Raw genomic sequence first — 21,686 nt, 5'->3', positions numbered from 1 at the left:
CCCTGAGGTGATGCGCGTGCTCCCGGAGTGACCGGAGCGCGCGGGAGCGTGAACGCGCCGCCTCTGTCTCTGCCTGGAGTTCGACCATGTCCTCGACCTACCCTCTTTCCCGTGTCCGCCAGCAATTCCCCGCCCTGCGCACCGGAAGCGCCCTGTTCGATGCGCCCGGTGGCACCCAGACCCCGACCCGCGTCGCCGACGCCATCCGCGACGCGATGGTGAGTCCCGTCTCGCAGCGCGGTCGAAACAACTACAGCGAGCAGAACGCAGACCGCATCGTGCGCGGCGCCCGTGCCGCGATGGGCGACCTGCTGAACGTTGATCCGCGCGCTGTGTTCTTCGGCCGCAGCGCGACGCAGATCACGTTCGACGTGGCCAGAGCCGTCGCCCGTCGCCTCGGCCCCGGCGATGAGATCGTCGCGAGTCGCCTCGACCACGACGCGAACGTGCGTCCGTGGGTGCTCGCCGCTGAGCTATCCGGCGCGACCCTGCGTTGGATCGACTTCGACCGCGAGACCGGTGACCTGACAGTCGACGATGTGCGTCGCGTGCTCAGCGACCGCACGCGATTCGTCGCCGTGACCGCGGCGTCGAACCTGTACGGCACGGCGCCGGACATCGCGGCGATCGCGGCAGCCGTGCACGCGGTCGGAGCGGAGATCTACGTCGACGCCGTCGCCTACACGGCCCACGAGCTCGTCGATGCCACCGCCCTCGGAGCCGACTACATCGTGTGCTCGCCGTATAAGTTCTGCGGTCCTCACATCGGCGTGCTGGGATCCAACGTCGAGAAGCTGGAGGCGCTCGTCCCCGACAAGCTTCGCCCGTCGACCATGCAGGTCCCCGAGCGATTCGAGCTAGGCACTCTGCCCTATGAATTCCTGGCCGGCGTGACAGAGACGGTGGAGTTCCTGGCTGACATCATCCCCGGGGACGGCACGCGCCGCGAGCGGCTGGAGCGCTCCTACGCGGCGGTCGCGAAGCACGAGGATGCTCTCTTCGAGCGGCTCATCGCCGGCCTCGCCGAGATCGACGGCGTTGAGCGCGTCGGTGCGCCGCGCACGCATGTGCCGACCGTCCTCTTCCGTATCGACGGCCGCACTACAGCCGAGGTCTGCGCGGCACTCGGGCGAGCGGACGTCGCCGTGATGGGCGGCAGCTTCTATGCGATCGAGGCCGAGGATTGGGCCGATCTGCGCGACGGCGCGGTGCGCGCGGGCATCGCCCCGTACACCTCGGTCGAAGATGTCGATCGTCTTCTCCATGCGGTGCGTGCACTCACCCTCTGAACGTTCCACCCCACCCCGAAAGGACACACAATGAAGTCACGTCTTTCCCTCCTCGCCCTCTCCCTCGTCGGCATCGCGGCCCTGTCCGCGTGCACGTCGACGCTCCCCACCGACACGGACGAGTCGTCGGCGCCCACCGCAGACGACCAGCCGGCGGCGGCGATCGTCTCCGGGGTGGAAGAGGATTCCGAGATCGCCGCGCTGCTGCCGGCGCAGTACTCGGACGCCGGAGTTCTGCAGGTCGGCTCCAACCTGCAGTTCCCACCTGCCAACTTCTACGCGGCCGACGGGACGACGCCCATCGGGTACGAGGTCGATCTCGCCACCGCGATGGCGAAGCGACTCGGTCTCGACGTCGCCTACAACGACTCCGCGTTCGAGAACCTCATCACGAGCCTGCAGTCGCAGCGCGTCGACTTCACGATGGCGGGCATGAACGATCGCCCCGACCGCCAGGAGATGGTCGACTTCATCGACTACTTCCAGACCGGCATCGGCATCCTCGTCGCCAAGGGCAACCCCGACCGCATCGTCGAGCCCGCCGACCTGTGCGGACACGGCGTGACGGCAGGCGTCGGCAGCTCGCAGGAGGCCTGGGCTCTGGCGCTGAGCGAGAAGTGCGTCGCCGATGGTGCCGAGGCGATCGACGTCGTCACCGTGAACAACGACCAGCAGCGTCTGAACTCGGTCAAGACCGGACGCGTGACCGCCGAGCTCAACGATCTGGCGAACCTCGTCTACGTCGCCCAGACGGCCAACTCCGGCGAGGACTTCGAGGTCGTTGACCTGCCCCCGCTCGAGGGGGCACTCTACGGCATCGGAGTCAACAAGGAGACGCCGGAGCTGCGGGCAGCGCTCGCGGCATCGCTGCAGTCCCTCATCGATGACGGCACGTACGGCGAGATCCTCGCGGCCTGGGGGCTCCAGGCCGGAGCCATCGAGACGGTCGAGATCAACGCGGGACAGTAGTGAGGGCGGGGGACGGTCTCGGCCGTCCCCCGCTTCTGCTCCTCTTCCCCGAAAGGAACCCGTGAAGACATCACCCCCGACCGCCCGCATCAGCACTCCGCTGGCGGCGCCCAGAATCTACCGTCGTCTGCACTTCTGGCGATGGGTGAGCGCGATCATCGTGCTCGCCGCCGTCGCCGGGATCATCATCGTGCTGGCCGGTGCACGAATCCAGTGGCCGCACGTGCTGCAGTACGTCGTGCTGGACACCATGGCCCAGGCCGCATGGAACACCGTGCTCCTCGCGGTCGCCGCGCAGCTGGTGGCCGTCATCATCGGCGTCATCATCGCGATCATGCGCATCTCCCGCAATCCGGTGGCCATCTCGGTGGCGACCGGATACATCTGGATCTTCCGCGGTGTCCCCGTGCTCGTGCAGATCCTCGTCTGGTACAACCTCGCCCTCGTGGTCGACCGCATCGTGATCGGCGTGCCGTTCACGAACTGGACGCTGATCGATCAGCCGACCAACGCCATCATGACCGCGTTCACCGCCGCGCTCCTCGGTCTCGCGCTCAACGAGAGCGCCTACATGGCCGAGATCATCCGCGGTGGGCTCAAAGGCATCGACAGCGGCCAGACCGAGGCTGCACATGCCCTCGGGATGAGCCCGATGCGTACGCTGGCACGCATCATCTTGCCGCAGGCCATGCGCATCATCATCCCGCCAACCGGCAACAACTTCATCAACATGCTCAAGACCACCTCGCTCGCATCGGTGGTGACCTACTTCGAGCTCGTGAAGGCGGCAGCGAACATCTCCAGCCGCAATCTCGAGGTGATGGAGACGCTGTTCGCCGCGGCGGTCTGGTACATGATCATCGTCACGGTCGCCAGCATTGGCCAGTTCTACCTGGAACGGGCCTTCGACGGCAGCACCCGACGCGGTCGTCCGCGGAACCTCCGGACGGCCATCCGCAACGCACTCGTGCGTCCCCCCTTCTCCCGGCGAGGTATCGATGAATGACAACACGGCGCTCGTGCGCATCCGGCAGGTCAAGAAATCCTTCGGCGACAACGCCGTGCTCCGCGACATCACGATGGACGTGCGCGCGGGCGAGGTCGTCTGTCTGCTCGGTTCCTCCGGCGCGGGCAAGAGCACGCTCCTGCGGGCGATCAACCGGCTGGAAAAGATCGATGCCGGTCAGATCTGGGTGGACGACATGCTCGTTGGCTTCGGTGAGTATCGCGACGGCGTCCGCGAGCTCACCGAGCGAGGGATGGCAGCGCAGCGCGCGCACATCGGCATGGTGTTCCAGCGCTTCAACCTGTTCCCGCACATGACCGCCCTGCAGAACGTCATGGAAGCGCCACGTGCAGTGCGGCGACTGTCGGGTGCCGCGGCGAAGGCGGAGGCGCGCGAGCTGCTGGAGAGCGTCGGACTCGCCGACAAGATGGCGCACTATCCGGCCCAGCTCTCCGGCGGACAGCAGCAGCGTGTCGCGATCGCGCGGGCATTGGCGATGAAGCCGCAGCTCATGCTGTTCGACGAGCCCACCAGCGCCCTCGACCCTGAACTCGTCGGGGAAGTGTTGAAAGTCATGACCGAGCTCGCGCGGCAGGGAATGACGATGATCGTCGTGACGCACGAAATGGGATTCGCGCGCGAAGTCGCTGATCGCGTCGTGCTGATGCACGGCGGCGAGATCGTGGAGGATGCCTCAGCCGTGGAGTTCTTCGAGAACCCGCAGCACGAGCGCACCCGACAGTTCATAGCAAGCTCGACGAGAGCGGGGTGAGGGGCGATTTTGGCTGGTGGCCCCCTCCGGATGTTCCCGCTGAAGCAATCAGGCCGCTCATCTCCGAGGACAACGTTGACCGGCGCGGCTGCGTTTCTAGCGAGATGGCGATGCTCCCAGTCTGTTCAAGTCAACCACGTTGGGGAAGCACTTCTCCGCCAGGGTGAAGCCGCCGAGCGGAGATGACGGCTATGCGCCGATGAACACGAGATCACCGATCTCGTTGCGTTCACCAGAGAGGGCGGTCAGTTGTAGAGCATTCCACCATCGACGATGATGACCTGCCCGGTGACGTACACGGCGTTGTCGCCGGCGAGGAACGATACGACTCCGGCGACGTCTTCGGGGGTCTCGATCCGCCCGAGAGCGATGCCCTCCACGTTGTCCTGGAGGTTTTTCCCTAGTGGTTTTCCGTTGATCTTGTGCATCTCAGCGTCGATCAGGTCCCACATTCCGGTTCCGACGATTCCGGGCGCATACGCGTTCACTGTGTGGCCCTTCGGTGCGAGCTCTTGGGCAGCGACCTGGGTGATGCCCCGAACAGCGAACTTCGACGCCGAGTAGGCACCCAGGATGGGGAAGCCGCGGATAGCGGCGATCGAAGCGGCGTTCACGATCCTCCCCTTCACTCCAAGCTCGTCGAACTTTCGCACGGCCGCTTGAATGCCGAAGATCACGGAGTTGACGTTGACGGAGAAGACCGTCTCGAGATCGTGTTCGGTGACCTCCAGAAGGGGTTTCACCTGTGCGATTCCGGCGTTGTTGACGATGACGTCGAACCCGCCGAGTCGGGATGCCGTTTGCTCGACAGCTGCCTCGACATCGCTCCTGCTCGACACGTCGGTGGGCACGAACACGGCACTCCGGCCCAACGCAGCGATCTCGGCAGCCACTGCTTCGCCTTTCTGCTCCTGAGCCGGGATGTCCGCGATACCGATGTCGAACCCGTCCTGCGCCAGTTTCAGCGCGATTCCTCTTCCGATTCCCTGTCCCGCGCCCGTGACGAGCGCAACCTTCTTGGTAGTCATGATCTGCTTTCGATGAGAGTGATTTCGACACGAAACGTCGTCGCGCCCAGGTTGTCCGACCTGTTACGGCCCGAAGGTGGTGGCTGTGCCGCTGAAGGCGGTGGCATCACGACCATGGATTCCCGAGAAATGCTCGCTGAGCAGCGCGCGGAAGGTGTCGGTATCGCTTCGTTCGAGTGCATCCACGAGAGCGCCGTGTTCGGCAACGACTCGCTCGCTATACCCCGGACGATGCCAGACCGAACGGGCCATCATGCGGTGATGGCGGTCGCGGATCGTGTCGAAGAACGTCACCAAAATACCGTTGCCGCCACCTTCGATGATGGCCCGGTGGAAGGAGCTATCCTCATCCAGGAACGCATCAAGATCGTCATCACCTCGAGCCATGTCCTGGTTCGCCACGTGGGCTCTCAATCGGCTCACCACCGCCTCGCGCCGATCGGGTGTATCCGCGATCGCGGAAGCCGCGTCGCCCTCGATCAGGAGGCGTACTCCAAGAATGTTATCAACCTCTTCCGGAGGGACGTCCAGGATGAGCGCGCCGCGCTTGGGGTAGAGACGCATCCAGCCGTTCGTCTGCAACATAGCGAACGCCTCCCTGACAGGCGTACGGCTAATCCCTAACCGAGTCGAGACGTCATTCTCGCTGATCATCGACCCCGCTGCCAACTCCCCTGAGATAATCCGCCTCTTCGTATCGGTGAACGCACGGTCCGTCGCTAATTCGATCATCACAAACCCTCACTTGTATGTCACTTGTATGTCACATGATCATTGCTAGGCTACCTCCCCCCGTCGCAGGAGACAAGATCGATGCGATCGCCATGGGGCTATTCAGCTAGATGGGCACTTCGAGTATCTGCGACTGCCCCGCAGATCCTGCAGGACTCCCCGAGCCCTCGCTCGCATACACCGGACAGTGGATGCGATGACACGTCCGCGCACCACCGGCGGTGCGGGGACCGTGCGGGGGACCGAAGGTTCTGCCGCGAACCACAGCGGGTAAGGTGCAATGGAGCAGCCGGATATCATGACCGGCGGAGGAGGTTTTCGCCCACATGATCACCACGAGACCACACACGGGTGAGCCGCGTACCGCCGGAATCGCAGGGCGACTGAACTGGTTGCGCGCGGGAGTGCTCGGCGCGAACGACGGGATCGTGTCGGTCGCCGCGATCGTCGTCGGCGTCGCCGGTGCCACCAATGACCTGGCACCGATCCTGACCGCGGGGACGGCGGCGTTGGTCGGCGGGGCGATCTCGATGACACTCGGCGAGTACGTGTCGGTGAGCAGTCAGAGCGACAGCGAGAAGACCCTCATCGCGACGGAACGCCGCGAACTCTCGGAAATGCCCGCGCAGGAGCTCGAAGAGCTCACCGGACTCTACCAGGCCAAGGGGATATCCCCGGAGACGGCGCGGAAGGTCGCCGAGGAGCTCACCGCGCACGACGCCCTCGGCGCGCACCTGTCTGCGGAACTGAACATCGACGGTCAGGATCTGGTCAGCCCCTGGCGGGCGGCCCTCGCTTCCGCAGTCGCGTTCACCTCGGGCGGGATCATCCCGTTCGTGGCGATGCTCCTCCCGCCAGGCGTACGGATTCCCGCGACATTCATCGTCGTGCTGCTCGCTCTCGCCGTCACCGGTGCACTCGGCGCGCGTCTCGGGGGCAGCCCCGTGCTGCGTCCAACGATCCGCGTCGTGGTCGGCGGCGCGGTCGCGCTAGGCGCCACCTTCCTGATCGGTACGCTCCTGGGGACGACCGGGATCGCATAGACGGCCGAGATGATCCGGCCGGGCAATCGCCTGACGACTCCGCAGATCGGCATCCTCCGAACGATGCGAGGTGATTGACCCCGGGCTTCGTTCCCATCGGGAGGCTTGGGAAATTGCCGCTCCCACGAGTGTGTCGAGGCCAGCGTCGTAGTTGGCTGCGGCCCCGGTAGGGGTTGCCTTGAGTGTCGAACCCACGTGACCGCCGCGGAATGGCCGGAGTGTCTCGATTGCGGCTCGGAATCATGCGGGTTGTGAGTCATCAGAATCAGGCTGGGGCGGACTCAAACACAGCTTCCGTTGTCATGATGTTGTCACCGGGACCTGAGCGGATCCGGTCGTCCGTAGTCCCAGATCTCCCAGCTGATCTTCTTGCCAAGTTCGCCGAAGCAGCCCTGACCACCGAGACGTTGCATCGCGAACCACCACACTTGGAGCTGAACCCACCGGCACTCCTGCCGTCACGAACCAACCATACCGATGGCCGAGGTGGGGGCTATGATCCTGGTATGCCTTTCCCGTCCACTGATGAGCTCACACTCCCCGAACCTGTCGTCCCTTCGCATACGGGACTGTGGGTCGGGGTAGGCATCGCCGCCGGCTTGCTCGTCGGTGCTGCGATCGTCATCGCCGCCACTCTCGCCTAACCGCAGGAAACAAGGACCGGAAGCTCCAGCGGCATCCCTCTCAGCAATGGTGTGTTGCTGAGAGGGATACCTACGAGGCCCCCATTTCAGGTGCCCCGTGGCAACAGTCACGGCACGATAGGGGCGGCGCGGTGACGACTGCGCGTCACAGCAGATCGGGCCAGATCGTTTGAGTGGTCGTTGCCGCCGGCTTCGATCCGGGCGGCGCGCTGTTCGAGAGCAGCTCAGCGGCGAGGGCGTTCACCTCCGGTTCGGTCTCTTGCGCGGGCTCTCGCACGAAACTGCTTCGCCGAATTCTGGAGGGCTTGCGCTTTCTTCGCGCGCCAGTCTTGCTGTGCCATATCCGCTTATCGAGCGGTGGTGGATCAGTCGAAGTTGCCGAACATCCGCCTTGCGGCGGCCTCTGCCTGGGACACATCTGCTGCGAGGATCGCCGCACCGAGGTCCGTCACAGCTGTGGCAATAGCTACGCGTTCATCCATGGATAGGTCTGTCTGCGTGAGGTTGCGCAACACGACGAACCACAGGTCTTCGAGCAGAAAACTGAACAAGCGGTTCTCGGTACGGCGGAACAGATGCTCGAGTAGCCGAGCGTGCGCTGGAAGCCATTCGCCACCGCCGTGAATCGTCGCCGCAGCTTCGTCGGCGAGCTGTGACGCCCAGGCGCGATCGCCCTCTCCGAGCCTTGGGATCGCGAGTCGCGCCATTGCCGCTGTCTGCAACGCGGCGAACTGACGGGTCTCCCGGATCACTTCAGCGTCGATCTCCGTCACCGCTGTGAAGCGGTACGGATGCACCTCGACCAACCCCACACACACTGGAGGCGCTGCATCGCTTCTCGAACAGAAGTACGAGACACCCCAAACTCGACAGCTAAACGGTGATCCCGCAGCCGCGTTCCAGGCGGGTAGGAACCGTCGGTTGTCCGGCGCGCCAACAGGTGAAAGATCTCTTCGCCGGACAGCGGTTTCCCGGCCAACTCGTGGCCATGGTCAGACGGTGCGGCACCAACTGCCATGCGCAACGCTCCTCCCCCGAACCACGAGCTCCGCTCGAAGCCGCTCCGTGACTCGCCCCGGCATGTCCGGAGACAGGATTCCTTGGAAGGATCTGTCTTATGGGACGTCCCAGTAAGTATCCGCGCGAGCTTCGTGAGCGCGCTGTCCGTATGGTCGCCGAGGTGCGGGCCGACTATCCGAGCGAGTATCAGGCGATGACCGCGGTCGCGCAGATGCTCGGCATCGGGTCGCCGGAAACGATCCGCACCTGGATCCGTCGGGAGCAGGTCGACGCGGGAGACCGGCCCGGTGTGACGACCGACGCGCAGATGGAGATCAAGCGCCTGAAGCGGGAGAACGCCGAGCTGCGGCGGGCGAACGGGATCTTGAAGGCGGCTTCAGCTTTCTTCGCGGCCGAACTCGACCGGCCACACAAGCGATAGTCGCCTTCATCGACGAACATAAGGAACGCACCGAGGGCGGGCTCCGATGGGTGTCGAGTCGATCTGCGCTGTGCTCACCCAGCACGGCGTGAAGATCGCCCCATCGACCTACTACGACGCCCGCGGGCGCGGACCGTCATCCCAGACCGTGTCGGATGAGCGGTGGAAGCCGATCATCCTCGCCGCGTGGCAGGCGCACCGCAAGGTGCTCGGCGCCCGAAAGCTCTGGTTGCGGCTCCGCCGTGACGGTCACGACATCGCCCGGTGCACGGTCGAGCGTCTCATGCGTGAGCTTGGGATCGCCGGCGTGCTCCGCGAGAAGAGGAAACGTCCCGTCGACACGGATCCACGGGAGACCCGCCCCGCGGACCTCGTCGACCGCCACTTCGCCCGGTTCCGCACGAACCAGCTCTGGGTCGCCGACTTCACATACGTGTGGACCTGGTCCGGATGGGTCTACGTCGCGTTCGTGTTCGACGCGCACTCCCGCCGCATCATCGGCTGGCGCGCCGCGACGAGCATGACCACAGCGCTCGTGCTCGACTGCCTCGACATGGCTCTCTTCACCCGACGCCGCGAAGGCGTCACCCCGGGTTCGAGGGGCTCACGCACCACACCGACGCGGGCAGCGTCTACACCTCAATCGCCTTCACCGACCGGCTCGTCGACGAAGGCATCGACCCGTCCGTCGGGTCCGTCGGCGACGCCTACGACAACTCTCTCGCGGAGTCGCAGATCGGGCTCTACAAGTCCGAACTCATCCACCACGAAGGTCCCTGGCGGGACGTCGATCAGGTCGAGGCGGCGACCGCATCCTGGGTGCTCTGGTTCAACACCGAACGCACCCATGGCTCCATCGACGACCTCACACCCCTCGAGGTCGAGCAACTCGACTACGCTCGCAACGAACCGGTTGAAAGAGCCGGCTGACACCAGCAAACAGCTCTCCGGACATGCCGGGGCGAGTCAGGGACACAGGTGACTTGTTTTCGAGGATGAGCGCCTGGCCTTGGAAACCCTTCTGGAGATCTCGGCTTGCCCGATCTCACCCGTCACGGTCTCCGGCGCACCGGGGCGACCTGGATGGCCGACGCCGGCATCCCGCTGGATTTTCCCCAGGACATCCTCGGCCACGCCTCCGTCGAGACCACGCGCGGCCACCTACACCCTGATGACCGCCCTCTGGCTTCCGCCGCCGAGCAGGCCAGCGCTTTCGTCGCACGGTCAGCCAAGGCCAGCGGCCAGTCTCGCCGCAGCGCGCCGAGGACCCTGTAGAGAGACGTCGAGAACCCTGCGCCGCGTCCCGGTCCCGTTATCCACGTCAATGGGTCGCTGTTCAACAACTGCGAAGGGCCTGTCCGAAATTCGGTGTGTGAGGTCCGGCGATTCTCATCAGTGAGTGGTTCTCTCGAACCGTCCGGCGAAGGTGATCGCGAACGCGTTCAGTGCCGGCTTCCACTTGATCATCCAGCGTGCTCTCCCGCCGCCGGTGGGTTCAAGCGACCGTGCCACGAGATACAGGCACTTCAACGCCGCTTGCTCGTTCGGGAAGTGCCTGCGCGCACGGACCGCCCTGCGGTAGCGGGCGTTAATCGACTCGATCGCGTTGGTCGTGCAGATCACCCGCCGGATCTCGACGTCGTTTTCGAGGAACGGCACGAACTCCGCCCAGGAGCTGCGCCAGAGCTGGATGGTTGCCGGATATCGCTCGCCCCACTCGGCGGTGAACTCCTCGAACCGGTCCTTCGCCGCCTGCTCGGACGGGGCCGTATAGTCCGGGCGGAGAGACTTCACGATCGCGTCCCGGTGCTGCCGACCGGTGTAGCTGAAACCATGCCCAGTCCACGCAGACGGCCCAAAGGCGAGCCGCTGATCGGCCGGCCACCGAAAATCACCCGCGACGACATCATCACTGCCGTCCTCGAGATCGGCTTCACTGAGGTCACCATCCCGCTTATTGCTGAACGGCTCGACGTCACCCCCGCAACCGTCTACCGGCATGTGCCCGATCGCGCGACCATGCTCTCGCTCGCATGGGACAGGGTGGTCGACAGCATCGAGTGGCCGGCACTCGAGGGGAACTGGCATGACGTGCTGCTGGCGTACGGGGACTGCCTGTGGAACGCGCTTGCCAAGCACCCCGGCGTCGTGACCGCCCTCTCCTCCGGACTGATGCCGGAACGCACCATGGATATCTTCCTCGGCCTTGCAGTCCACCTCGAACGCGAAGGATTCCCCATGCCCGACGCCATGCTCCTCATCGATACCGTCATCGATCACCGTCTCGGTCTAGAGAAGCTCGACGGCCACACATCCGAACCAGGCGTGTCACGCATCGAGATGGCTGATTCCTGGAAACCTCGCGAAGACGAAACTGCGGCGCTGCAACGCGCACGAGCTGCCATGCGCGATGCCGTCCTCATGGCCCCACGACAGTGGCTGAACCGAAAACTCGCCCTCATCCTCGACGGCGGAGAAAGACTCCGAGAGCGACTCTGAAGGCCACAAGCCGCCGTCGGGCAAAGCCACGTCCGCGATAAGAGACGTACACGAATCCCCCGGGTCGGCAGCGCGGTGAGCACCCGCCTCCGCGTCAGCCGGCTCTCGTAGGTGGTGGCGCTCTAGCTCGACCCTGTCGGTTCGGCGGCGTATCTCGCGGTTGAGGCGATCGCTGGGGTTGTTGGACCAGGTCTGCGTCCAGAACCCTTCGGGGAATCCGGTGAACGCCAGGATGTCCGGTCGCGCCGCGTCGAGGTGCTCAAACGCGGCGGGCAGCTTGTCTGCAACGTAGTCCAGCAATCGGTCGAACTGCGCGTTCACCGCGACAGCGTCGGGTGGTCGTAGACCGAGTGCAGCATCGCCTTGACCGCGGGCCAGAGAGACTTCGGGGTCACGGACATCAGGTTCGCGGCATACACGTCGTCGCCGTCTCGGACCGAGACATCCTCCGCCGCGATCACCGGGGCGGAGTCCGGCTCCGGCCAGTCCTTCAGCTCCAGTTCCCGCCGCAGTCCATCGCCCTCGATATCGAAGACGGGGAGACGTCGTTCCAGCCGGCCCGGCAGCGCCCACGCACGCTCACCCAGCAGATGCATCACGGCGGGGATGAGGGTCATCCGGACGATGAACGCGTCTACGAACACCCCGACCGCCAGACCCACGCCGATCGCCTTGATCTGTACGTCACCATCGGGGACGAACGCCGCGAACACGTGAGCATGATGATCGCCGCCGCGGTGACGACCTTCGCCGACCCCTGGAACCCGGCATGGACCGCGGTGCGCGCATTCCTGCCGTGGACGTGCTCCTCCCGCATCCGGGAGACCAGGAACACTTGGTAATCCATCGCGAGACCAAACAGCACCCCATCACCAGCAGCGGCACGAAGCTGGCCACCGGGCCGGTCGTCGGCAGGTGGATCAGGCCCGCGAACCAGCCATGCTCGATCACGAGAAGACAACGCGTCCCGCGTGAAAAGCAACTCGTGACGGAGCAGGACAGGAGGCAGGAGCACCACGCGCTCCGGTATCGAGCCCTCCCCGATCTCGCCCCGCTCGCGCGCCGCATCCAGTATCCGCGAGATGGTGTCGTCGGACGACGCCGCCAGGTGAACCTCGTGACCACCTCGAGCAGTTCGTCGTCAGCCTCGGCGATCACCCGCCGGTACGCGTCGATCGACCCGCTGGAACCTCTCACTGACCGCCTCACACCCGCCGATCAGATCCCCACGGAGCGAACCAGAACCAAGAGCGGGAAGTGTCAACGGCGCACGATCCGACCACGCATCGACAACCAGATGAGCCCGAGAGCTGTATCGACGATAGAGCACCGGCTTGCTCGTCTGCGCCCGACGCGCCACCCCCTCGAAGCTCACCCCGGCATAACCATGCTCCGTCAACTCCGCAATAGTCGCGGCCCGGATAGCAGCCGTCAACTCCGCGCCTGCTGCCGTGTCGGGCGGGCTTCGTCGAGCTCGCCTTCTGCGTCAGAAAAAGTCACCATCCTCATACTGCCAGCCGCAAAGCGCAGGATCCCGCTTGCTCGTCCGCCCTGCATAAATTCACTCCGGTTGTGGATGCAGATCTGCGACGGTCACAAGTGGCGCTATGACTCCGGCGCCCGAGCCTTTCGACGCCGTCCTCTAACGCTGCACCAGGGCCAGTGATCGGTTCCGCCCCTGGCGTATGAGCCACCTGTATAGGCGGGTGCCGCGAAGCCTCGTGCGGCGTTTCGCACTCCCCCGCTTTGAAATCGCTCATGGCCGCGACCTGCAGCTCAGCACACGACTGCGTGGATGCGGAACCCACCCCGATTTCGAAGGTGAGCGGCTCTCCGTCGGGAGGGTGCACCCGCCCATCCCCTTGCGGGCGACGGCGTCACGGGGGAATCCCGTGCTGACTGCCTTGCAAAGGTTGACATGGCCGCAGGGCGCCCTCGTCGTTTTGAGGCTCAGGGAGACCACGGTGAACGGACCGGAACCGATCGGGGTCGCCGACATCCTTCCGGACGTGCTGGACGATGAGCTGCCCGCCGAGCTCGTAAGGGCTCATGCGCCCGCGTTGGGCCGGGAGCCGAGTTCGGCAGGTTCGGCGCCGACACGCTCGCGTGTCTCGACCGACACTTGGGCTTCATTGTCGAGCGCGAACGAGACCGCAGAGCGTGAGATTGCGAGCTGTCCAGCGACATCGCTCATCGTCACCGGTCGCCCCGTACTCGGGTGCAGCCCCCAGCGGGATGAGAGATGACTCGGCCCGAGCTGCCCGTAGAGTGCTTGCAATCAGACAGAGCAACTCGATGCATCAGCCTCAGGGCCAAAGTCCCGAAGCATCAGCCGACGGTACTGCGTCGGGCCACGAGCTCCGGCTGGAAGACGACACGCTCATGCCTGACGTCGTCCCCCCGTGCGATCTCACGCTGGAGGAGGTCGAGCGCGGTGCGACCGAAGAGCTCTCCGTGGCGGCGGACCGAAGTCAACGGCACGACCGCATCCGCAGCGAAATCGATGTCGTCGTAGCCGACGAGCGCGATGTCCTCGGGGATCCGGATCGCCGGGTCTTCGAGGACCCCATGGAGGATGCCCACCGCCAAGAGGTCGTTCACCGCGAAGATCGCATCCGGTCGGTTTTCCGCTGGCCGCTCACGGATGAGTCGACCGATCTCGCGGCCCGTCGCGATCGTCCGGGAACCCACCTCGACGACCTCGAGCGCTGCGTCGCCGACCCGTTCGATCGCGCTGGTCGCGCCGACGAGGCGATCTGACACCGTATCGATCGCCAGAGGGCCTCCCACGAACAGGATCCTGCGTCGTCCCTGCTCGAGGAGATGCTCGACGGCCATGCGCCCACCCGCGACGTCGTCGACAGAGATCGACGAGCACAGCGAGGTATCCGCGACTCGATCGATGAGGACCGTGGGAATACCACGGCGAATGAGATTCTCGACTCGCGAATCGACCTCCCCTACCGGTGAGAGCAGGATTCCTCTCGCACGCTGGGACTCGAAGAGGTCGAGGTATGACGCCTCCCGCTCCGCGGAGGCCGCGCTGTTCGCGATCAGTACCGAGTACCCCGCCTCCGCCGCGCGCTCCTCGACACCACGAGCGAAATCGTGAAAGAACGGATTGCCCACTTCGAATGCGATGTGACCGATCGTGCGGCTCTCTCCCACGCGGAGTGTGCGTGCGGCGCTGTTGCCGACGTATCCGAGATCGTTGATCGCCGAACGGATCCTGGCAGCAGTATCCGGGGCGACCCGGCCGGGGTGGTTGAGGAAATTGGAGACCGTGCCCGCTGAGACGTTCGCACGCGCGGCGACCTCACGCAACCCGACTGCGCCCACGATGCCGCCTTTCCGTTCGTTTGATCGATTATGACCGCCGCGCACATGACCTCGAAGGGGGAGAGCCCACATGCCTCGACGAGGGTCTTCGTTGTTTTAACGTTTTAACTCTAACAGCACGCGTGAATGTAACGTTTCGCACGCCGAGCGAATCGGCAGTTGCATAATTCTTTTGAATCGTTATAACGTGATCCCACTCGACCATATCCCTGCAAGGAGAAACGAAGATGTTTCGCAGCACCCCTCGCCGACTGGCGTCCCTCGGCGGCATCACCATCGCCGCGCTCCTCATGACCGCCTGCGTCGGCGGAACCGCTCCCAGCTCGGGAGACACCGAGCTCGTCACCGATCCGTCGGAGATCTCCGGAGAGATCACGTTCTCGACCTGGTGGGCTTACGCCGACCAAGAACTCATCGACGGATTCTCGAAGAAGTACCCGAACGTGACGGTCAACCTGGACTTCACGGCAGTGGACTCCTACGCGACCAAGATGCAGACTCTCGCGTCGAGCGGCGATCTGCCGGATGTGTTCGCCGTGCAGGGGCCCACCCTCGTTGCTCTCGCCGACGCCGACCAGCTGCTCGACCTCGACGACGCCCTCGCGACTCCCGACTACGACGACACGGCCGACAGCGACTGGGGCTCCACCTTCATCCCCTCCCTGCTCGCGGGAGCGAACTCCGGCATCAAGGCGGATGGCACCTGGGGCGTCCCCTTCACCGCGATCAGCGTCGCCTCTCTCTACAACAAGGATGTCTTCGACGAGGTCGGCGTGACGCCGCCCGCGTCGTTCGACGATCTGCTCTCCAACTGCCGAGCGCTGTCGTCAGCCGGCTACATCCCCATGTCCCTCACGGGTGCCGCATGGATCAATTGGTGGGCGATGCTGGCCCAGGACCAGACCATGCAGGGCGAGTCGGAAGACGACTTCGATGTCTCGAACCCCAGCTACATCCGCAGCTTCGAGATCATCCAGGAGATGGCTGAGGCTGACTGCTGGACCGATAGCCAGATCACGACGGACATCGCCGCCGAGACCGCGCTCTTCCTCCAGGGCAAGACCGCCCAGTTCATCACCGTGCCGGAGAACTTCTTGAAATCCGTCTCCGAAGGCGCGTCCTTCGAACTCGGATCGTATGTTCTGCCGGCGCTCGACGGCAAGACGCCGAACCGGACCATCGGCGGCGGCGGCGCCAACGTCCTCGCAGTGAGCGCCTCCTCCGATAACCAGTCCGCCGCAGTGGCGTTTGCGAAGTACCTCACCTCCCCGGAGGTGCAGACCTCGCTCGCAGCGTCGGAGTTCACGATCCCCAGCACCGACGTCGACGTGGCCGCCGCGAGCCCCCTGATGACCGCGTACTTGGAAGCCGCGGCGAACGGCTTCGCCGACGAGGCCGCAATGCCCTCCTTCACGACAGCAGGCGCGACCACGTACAACACGGAGATCCTCCCCAACCTGATCCTCGGCAAGATCACGCCGGAAGAGGCGGCGCAGGCGACAGCAGGCCTCTTCGTCACAGAGTGAACCCGGCTCGGGGTGCGGTCGCAGTGAGCCGCGCCCCGAGCCCCTGCAACCGCCCTGATACCCGGAAAAGGAACACCGTGCCTCGAACCGCCCGTCGCCCCTTGCGTCGCTCCTCGCGCGCCCTCGGGTTCACCATGACGCTCCCGGCCCTCGTGCTCATGCTGTTGTTCCTGCTCTGGCCCATCTTCACCGCCGCGGACTACAGCACCACGAGCGCCTCCGGGTTCGGCGACAAGCAGCGAGTCGGCGCCGAGAACTATGCCCGCGCGCTCACTGATCCCGGCCTGTACGCCGCCTTCGGCCGCAACATCGTGTTCGCCGCGATCGTGGTGTTCTTCTCCATCGCCATCGGTTTCGTGATCGCGTACTTCTTGTTCCTCCGCGTCGCGGGATGGCGATTCCTCCAGTTGCTCGTCATGATCCCGTACATCATGCCGCTGGTGGTGACGGCCCTGTTGTGGCAGTGCATGCTGGAGCCCGAGAACGGCTTGGTCAACACCGCGTTGCGATCGGTGGGCCTCGGAGTCTGGGCCGGACCGTGGCTGACAGGTGAGGGCACGGCACTCGGCAGCGTCTCCCTCGTGCAGATCTGGGTCACCATCCCCTTTGCCATGCTGCTGATCTTCGGCGCCATGATCTCGCTGCCCGGAGAAGTGATGGAAGCCGCCAAACTCGATGGCGCCGGGCACCCGACGATCATGCTGCGCGTGGTCCTGCCCATGGTGCGCCCGACGATCGTCCTCGTTGCCTTCATCCTGACCGTGCAGCTCTTCCGGTCGTTCGACCTCGTCTATCTCCTCACTCACGGCGGGCCCGTCGGCGCAACGACGATCGCCACTCTCTACGTCTTCATCCAAGGCTTCGTGAACAACGAGTACGGCTATGCCAACGCGCTCGGCCTCGTCATCGGCGTGGTTCTGGTGTTGGTCGCTCTGCTTCCCGTCTTGAGAAACCGAGCCGCAGCACGTCTCATCGCTCGGCGGAAGGTCGACAAATGACATCCACCCATCTGAAACGGCGCGGTCTCCGTGCCCCGCTTGCAGCGACCATGCTGACCTGGGCGTTCGCTCTCATCTCCGCGTATCCCCTCCTCTGGCTCGTCATGCAGTCACTGCGCTCGGATGGCGCAATCCTCTCCGATCCTTGGGGTCTGCCGCTCTCACCTGACTTCTCCGGCTACGCCAGAGCGTTCGAGACGACGCCGCTGCCGCAGTACTTCCTCAACAGCCTCCTCGTCACTGCTGCCGTGGTGATCCTGTCTGTCGCGTGCTGCGCCGGCGCGGGCTATGCGATCTCGAAGTTGCGGTTTCCGGGCAGCAACCTCGTGTTCCTCGCGTTCCTCGGAATGCTCGTGGTTCCTGCACCGATACTGCTCCTGCCTGTCTTCCTCATCTCACGAGACCTCGGCATCCTCAACACCCACATCGGATTGATCGCACCGTATGCGGCGGGAACGCTTCCGATCGGCGTCTACCTGATGAAGACGCACTTCGATGCGGTACCGGCCTCCTATGCCGAAGCGGCAGAGATCGATCGCGCGAGCGCATGGCAGACGTTCCGGCACATCATGTTGCCTCTCATCGCCCCGGCCGCTGCCACCGTCGCGATCCTCGCGTTCATGTCGGCGTGGAACGAGTACATCTACGCGCTGGTCTCTCTCCGCAGCGCGGAACTGTTCACCCTGCCAATCGGCGTGGCCGACCTTGCGGCGAAGAAGTTCATCTACGGATACTCCCCTGTGTTCGCAGCCATGGTCCTGACGGCACTCCCGGTCTACCTGGCGTTCTTCCTCGCGCAGCGCTCCTTCCTGTCATCTCTGGCGATCGGAGGAGGTGTGAAGGGATGATTCCCTACGATCTGCGGACGAACGCCCGCCGCGAACCCCTCGAGATCGACGAGACCCACCCCTGGTTCGCCTGGCGCCTCCGCTCCGAGACCTACGCCGAGTGTGCGACCTACGAGTTGGTCGTCACCGCCGAGCCGCAACCGGCGCACCCCGATGGTTTCCGCTGGAGCAGCGGGGTGGTGCCATCGGATGCCGTGCAGCATCGATACGACGGGCCCGCCCTGCGCCCGCGCAGCTTCTACACCTGGACGGTCACGACGACCGACGACACGGGAAGCACGGGCACCGCGACATCGCGCTTCGAGACGGGACTGCAGGACGACACATGGGCAGAGCTCGGCGCTTCGTGGATCTCCCGCAACGCGGCACCATGGTTCGATTCGGACGGTGAGTCCCTCGACCCCGGCCTGGCGACTCCGCTCCCGCGGACCTGGCGGACGATGTACAGCGGCGCCCCGCTTCAACTGCGTCGAGCGTTCCGCGTCGAGACGCCCGCCATCCGCGCCCGCCTCTACATCAGCGCGCGGGGAATCCACCGGGCCCACGTGAACGGGCTCAGGGCGGGCGACGACGAACTGGCACCGGGTTGGACGCGCTACGAGTCGCGGATCGAGTACCAGGCCTACGACGTCACGGACGCACTGCGCGATGGCGAGAACGTGCTCGCCGTGCAGGTCGCGGACGGATGGTGGTCAGGCTATCTCGGATACAACGCACGGAGCCAGGCGGACCAGTACGGGCATCGACCGGAACTCATCTGTGCGTTGGAGATTCTGCACGCGAACGGGACGACCACCGTCATATCTTCAGACACACAGTGGCGAGAGCGGTCCGGATCCATCGTGATGGCCGACCTGCTCATGGGCGAGTACCACGACCATGCCTCATGCACAGCGGGATGGCGCGAACCGGCGTTCGACGACTCGAGCTGGCGCAACGCCGTCGTGAGCGGCGCGGACACCGGGATGCTCCGAGCGCAGAGCGCCCCACCGGTCCGCGTCATCGACGAACGCACGCCCGTGGGGATCACCGTGACCGAGGCGGGGACGACGGTTGTGGACTTCGGGCAGAACCTCGTCGGACGGGTCCGCCTCGACCTGACGGGGCAGCGTGCGGGTTCGGTCGTGGAACTTCTCCACGGCGAGATGCTCGACGGGACCCGCGTGTACCGAGCGAACCTGCGCACCGCAGAGGCACGGGATCTCGTCGTCGCCTCCGGTGAGGACGAGACCTTCGAGCCCGTCTTCACCGTCCATGGCTTCCGCTACCTCGAAATCGTCGGCCTCGACCGACCACTGGATCCGACACAGGTGACGGCCGTGGTGCTGTCGACCGATGTTCCCCGCGCCGGCGCCTTCTCCACGTCATCGGCACTGGTCAATCAGATCTACTCCAACATCTCCTGGGGGCAGTCAGGAAACTTCGTCGCCGTCCCCACCGATTGCCCCCAACGCGACGAACGACTGGGATGGACTGCCGACACGCAGATCTTCGCGCCCACGGCTTCGTACAACAGCGACGTGCACGCGTTCCTGACGCGCTGGCTCGATGACCTCCGCGCAAGCCAACGGCCGAGTGGCGTCGTCCCTGACGTCGTGCCGGCACCGCCGACGTCACACAACTTCGACATCGGCGCTCCGGGTTGGGGCGACGCCGCGGTAATCGTGCCGTGGCATCTCTACCGGGTCTATGGAGATCGCGAGTTGCTCGAGCGTCACTACCCGAGCATGCAGGCCTGGGTGGAGTGGGTCGCCTCGCAGAACCCGGATGGCCTCTGGACCAACGCGGTGGGCAACAACTACGGCGATTGGCTGTCGGTCGATGCGGATACGTCACGCCCCCTGGTCGCCGCCGCCTACCGAATCCGCTCCACGGATCTCATCGCCGACGCGGCGAGCGCACTCGGCCGCTTCCAGGATGCCCGGCATCATCGGGCCGAGGCACGCCGTCTGCGCGTTCTCTTCGAGGAGACCTTCTTGGAGGAATCCGGACGTCTGTGCGGGCACACGCAGACGGCCTACCTGTTCGCACTCGCATGGCGACTCGTCGACGACCGCCATCGTGATTCCCTCTCCGCTCATCTCGTCCGAGATCTCGAGTCACGAGGGGCTCGGCTCACGACAGGATTCCTCGGCGTCAGCCTGCTCTGTCCCACGCTCGTCGACATCAATCGCCCCGACCTCGCCTACGCGCTGCTCTTCCAGGAGGAGTTCCCCTCTTGGGGCTACTCGATCCGTCACGGCGCGACCACGATCTGGGAGCGGTGGGACGGCTGGACCGAGCATGCCGGTTTCCAGACCGTCGAGATGAACTCGTTCAACCACTACTCGTTGGGCTCGGTCGGCGAGTGGCTCTACCGCCACGTCGCAGGCATCGAGCAGGCAGAGGACTCGGTGGGATTCCGTCGACTCCGGATCGCCCCGCAGTTCACGGATCGCTTCGATCACGTCCGTGCGAGCTACGAGAGCGTTCGCGGACTCATCGAAGTGGGCTGGACACGGGATGAATCGGGGTATCACCTGGACGTCGTCCTCCCTCCCGGCAGCTCCGCCGACGTCATCCTCCCGAATCAGTCGCATCACGGGGTCGCAGGACGCACGAACTTCACGGTCTCCGCCGACGCGGCCGACACCGAAGCGAAGGTCGTACCGGCATGAACGGCGCACCTCTGCTCCTCATCGAGACCGACGTCTACAGCGACGTCGACGATATCGGTGCACTGGCGGTCGCCTGCGCGCTCTCCGCCGCCGGCCGCGCGAAGATCCTGTCCATCGGTGTCAACACCCCGAGCAGATTCGGCCCGCTGGCCGTGCGCGCCCTGCTCGACGAACTCGCCTGCGACGCCCCCATCGGCGACCTCGGCTGGCGCGACGACTCCGTCTACAGCCACGATTTCGCACGCTTCGTGGCAGAGACGTTCGCGCACGCCGATCGAGCGGAAAGCGCGGAGCCCGAGCCCGCCTGGAGGGTGCACCGCCGGGCTCTCGCCGGCGCGGCCAGCGAATCGGTCACCGCCATATCACTGGGCCTCTTCGACAACTTCGTCGCCTTGCTCGACTCGCCTCCTGATGAGCTCTCGCCGCTGACGGGACGGGAGCTCGTGCATGATCGCGTCCATCGAACCGTGGCCATGGCCGGCACATTCCCCACGGGCACCGAGTTCAACATGGCCTACTCTCCGGCTCTCTCCGCACGGTTCCTCGACGAATGGCCGACGCCCATCGATTTCCTCGGTTACGAGGTTGGAGTGAGCGTCATATCCGGCCGGCACGTCTCGCAGCAGTCGACGTCGGTCGTGGGAGCGTCCTATCGCCACTTCACCGGCGCGGGGCGAGGGCGGGAGAGCTGGGATCCGCTGACGGTGCTGCTCGCCGTGCCGCCGCTACAGCCGATGTTCCGCCTGTCCGCCGCGGGGCGAGTGTCGGTCTCCGCGACGGGCGCAAACGCTTTCGACGCTGATCCGCACGGACGCCATAGATATGCGATCGCCACAGCCGACGACGAGACACTCGCTCGTGCCGTCGACAGCCACCTGAAATGAAACCCACCCAC

21 protein-coding genes and 3 pseudogenes are annotated in these 21,686 nt (G+C 65.1%); 14 read left to right on the top strand and 10 right to left on the bottom strand.

Annotated features, from left to right (window positions below; translation table 11 throughout):
- Positions 1 to 86: 86 nt before the first annotated feature.
- The 4 genes from FB560_RS06305 to FB560_RS06290 all read left to right on the top strand — a co-directional run bounded on the left by FB560_RS06305 (position 87) and on the right by FB560_RS06290 (position 4,036).
- The gene (locus FB560_RS06305) at positions 87 to 1,289 is read left to right on the top strand and encodes a cysteine desulfurase-like protein (protein WP_141871573.1); all 1,203 of its coding nucleotides are present in this window, start codon (positions 87 to 89) and stop codon (positions 1,287 to 1,289) included.
- A gap of 30 nt (positions 1,290 to 1,319) precedes the next feature.
- Positions 1,320 to 2,258, top strand: coding sequence for an ABC transporter substrate-binding protein (locus FB560_RS06300; RefSeq protein WP_141871572.1), 939 nt, complete (start codon positions 1,320 to 1,322; stop codon positions 2,256 to 2,258).
- Positions 2,259 to 2,319: 61 nt separating this feature from the next.
- On the top strand, positions 2,320 to 3,264 hold the full coding sequence (locus tag FB560_RS06295) for an amino acid ABC transporter permease (RefSeq protein ID WP_211349954.1): 945 nt from the start codon (positions 2,320 to 2,322) through the stop codon (positions 3,262 to 3,264).
- Positions 3,257 to 4,036, top strand: coding sequence for an amino acid ABC transporter ATP-binding protein (locus FB560_RS06290; RefSeq protein WP_141871570.1), 780 nt, complete (start codon positions 3,257 to 3,259; stop codon positions 4,034 to 4,036). Before FB560_RS06295 ends, FB560_RS06290 begins: the two co-directional genes overlap by 8 nt.
- Before the next feature lie 245 nt (positions 4,037 to 4,281).
- Here FB560_RS06290 and FB560_RS06285 read toward each other — a convergent pair whose 3' ends face one another.
- On the bottom strand, positions 4,282 to 5,064 hold the full coding sequence (locus FB560_RS06285) for an acetoin reductase (protein WP_087132791.1): 783 nt from the start codon (positions 5,062 to 5,064) through the stop codon (positions 4,282 to 4,284).
- A gap of 63 nt (positions 5,065 to 5,127) precedes the next feature.
- On the bottom strand, positions 5,128 to 5,796 hold the full coding sequence (locus tag FB560_RS06280; RefSeq protein ID WP_141871569.1) for a GntR family transcriptional regulator: 669 nt from the start codon (positions 5,794 to 5,796) through the stop codon (positions 5,128 to 5,130).
- Positions 5,797 to 6,122: 326 nt separating this feature from the next.
- On the opposite strand from FB560_RS06280, the gene FB560_RS06275 reads away from it, so the two are divergent.
- Both FB560_RS06275 and FB560_RS20675 read left to right on the top strand, forming a co-directional pair.
- Positions 6,123 to 6,839, top strand: coding sequence for a VIT1/CCC1 transporter family protein (locus FB560_RS06275; protein WP_141871568.1), 717 nt, complete (start codon positions 6,123 to 6,125; stop codon positions 6,837 to 6,839).
- A gap of 506 nt (positions 6,840 to 7,345) precedes the next feature.
- Positions 7,346 to 7,483 carry a hypothetical protein gene (locus FB560_RS20675; protein ID WP_170198078.1) on the top strand — a complete coding sequence of 46 codons (138 nt, stop codon included), beginning with the start codon at positions 7,346 to 7,348 and terminating at the stop codon, positions 7,481 to 7,483.
- 365 nt (positions 7,484 to 7,848) lie between these two features.
- On the opposite strand, the gene FB560_RS06270 is transcribed toward FB560_RS20675, so the two are convergent.
- Positions 7,849 to 8,289 (bottom strand): FCD domain-containing protein, encoded by a 441-nt coding sequence (locus tag FB560_RS06270; protein WP_407662570.1) that lies wholly within the window; start codon positions 8,287 to 8,289, stop codon positions 7,849 to 7,851.
- Positions 8,253 to 8,501, bottom strand: a complete 249-nt coding sequence (locus FB560_RS06265; RefSeq protein WP_141871566.1) for a GntR family transcriptional regulator — start codon at positions 8,499 to 8,501, stop codon at positions 8,253 to 8,255. Before FB560_RS06265 ends, FB560_RS06270 begins: the two co-directional genes overlap by 37 nt.
- 99 nt (positions 8,502 to 8,600) lie before the next feature.
- On the opposite strand from FB560_RS06265, the pseudogene FB560_RS06260 reads away from it, so the two are divergent.
- Both FB560_RS06260 and FB560_RS06255 read left to right on the top strand, forming a co-directional pair.
- Positions 8,601 to 9,854: pseudogene (locus tag FB560_RS06260) on the top strand (IS3 family transposase).
- 105 nt (positions 9,855 to 9,959) lie between these two features.
- Positions 9,960 to 10,199, top strand: coding sequence for a tyrosine-type recombinase/integrase (locus tag FB560_RS06255; protein ID WP_267901902.1), 240 nt, complete (start codon positions 9,960 to 9,962; stop codon positions 10,197 to 10,199).
- 117 nt (positions 10,200 to 10,316) lie between these two features.
- Here the strand turns inward: FB560_RS06255 and FB560_RS06250 are convergent.
- A pseudogene (locus FB560_RS06250) lies at positions 10,317 to 10,754 on the bottom strand (transposase); the annotation flags it as partial.
- Here FB560_RS06250 and FB560_RS20910 point away from each other — a divergent pair.
- Positions 10,731 to 11,423 carry a TetR/AcrR family transcriptional regulator gene (locus FB560_RS20910; RefSeq protein WP_229673418.1) on the top strand — a complete coding sequence of 231 codons (693 nt, stop codon included), beginning with the start codon at positions 10,731 to 10,733 and terminating at the stop codon, positions 11,421 to 11,423. The pseudogene FB560_RS06250 and the gene FB560_RS20910 overlap by 24 nt on opposite strands.
- A gap of 129 nt (positions 11,424 to 11,552) precedes the next feature.
- Here FB560_RS20910 and FB560_RS20905 read toward each other — a convergent pair.
- The 5 genes and pseudogenes from FB560_RS20905 to FB560_RS06225 form a co-directional block, all read right to left on the bottom strand.
- A pseudogene (locus tag FB560_RS20905) lies at positions 11,553 to 11,839 on the bottom strand (transposase); the annotation flags it as partial.
- Between the two features lie 218 nt (positions 11,840 to 12,057).
- Positions 12,058 to 12,240, bottom strand: coding sequence for a hypothetical protein (locus FB560_RS21185; RefSeq protein WP_407662564.1), 183 nt, complete (start codon positions 12,238 to 12,240; stop codon positions 12,058 to 12,060).
- Between the two features lie 324 nt (positions 12,241 to 12,564).
- A complete protein-coding gene (locus FB560_RS21180; RefSeq protein WP_141871564.1) occupies positions 12,565 to 12,858 on the bottom strand; it encodes a TetR/AcrR family transcriptional regulator in 294 nt (97 codons plus the stop codon).
- A gap of 612 nt (positions 12,859 to 13,470) precedes the next feature.
- Positions 13,471 to 13,617, bottom strand: coding sequence for a LacI family DNA-binding transcriptional regulator (locus FB560_RS21175; protein ID WP_407662563.1), 147 nt, complete (start codon positions 13,615 to 13,617; stop codon positions 13,471 to 13,473).
- Positions 13,618 to 13,751: 134 nt separating this feature from the next.
- The gene (locus FB560_RS06225; protein ID WP_229673383.1) at positions 13,752 to 14,762 is read right to left on the bottom strand and encodes a LacI family DNA-binding transcriptional regulator; all 1,011 of its coding nucleotides are present in this window, start codon (positions 14,760 to 14,762) and stop codon (positions 13,752 to 13,754) included.
- Positions 14,763 to 14,989: 227 nt separating this feature from the next.
- On the opposite strand from FB560_RS06225, the gene FB560_RS06220 reads away from it, so the two are divergent.
- From FB560_RS06220 to FB560_RS06200, 5 genes are all read left to right on the top strand, one after another.
- Positions 14,990 to 16,288, top strand: coding sequence for an ABC transporter substrate-binding protein (locus tag FB560_RS06220; RefSeq protein ID WP_141871561.1), 1,299 nt, complete (start codon positions 14,990 to 14,992; stop codon positions 16,286 to 16,288).
- A gap of 77 nt (positions 16,289 to 16,365) precedes the next feature.
- Positions 16,366 to 17,286: a carbohydrate ABC transporter permease gene (locus FB560_RS06215; protein ID WP_141871560.1), complete on the top strand. Its 921-nt coding sequence runs from the start codon at positions 16,366 to 16,368 to the stop codon at positions 17,284 to 17,286.
- On the top strand, positions 17,283 to 18,134 hold the full coding sequence (locus FB560_RS06210) for a carbohydrate ABC transporter permease (RefSeq protein WP_141871559.1): 852 nt from the start codon (positions 17,283 to 17,285) through the stop codon (positions 18,132 to 18,134). The genes FB560_RS06215 and FB560_RS06210 overlap by 4 nt, the downstream gene beginning before the upstream one ends.
- Positions 18,131 to 20,791, top strand: coding sequence for an alpha-L-rhamnosidase (locus FB560_RS06205; RefSeq protein ID WP_141871558.1), 2,661 nt, complete (start codon positions 18,131 to 18,133; stop codon positions 20,789 to 20,791). Before FB560_RS06210 ends, FB560_RS06205 begins: the two co-directional genes overlap by 4 nt.
- Positions 20,788 to 21,675 carry a nucleoside hydrolase gene (locus FB560_RS06200; protein ID WP_141871557.1) on the top strand — a complete coding sequence of 296 codons (888 nt, stop codon included), beginning with the start codon at positions 20,788 to 20,790 and terminating at the stop codon, positions 21,673 to 21,675. The genes FB560_RS06205 and FB560_RS06200 overlap by 4 nt, the downstream gene beginning before the upstream one ends.
- The last annotated feature ends 11 nt before the right edge of the window (positions 21,676 to 21,686 follow it).

This window comes from Microbacterium saperdae, assembly GCF_006716345.1.
Taxonomy (GTDB): Bacteria; Actinomycetota; Actinomycetes; order Actinomycetales; family Microbacteriaceae; genus Microbacterium; species Microbacterium saperdae.
This window is presented reverse-complemented; position numbering and strand designations above follow the sequence as displayed.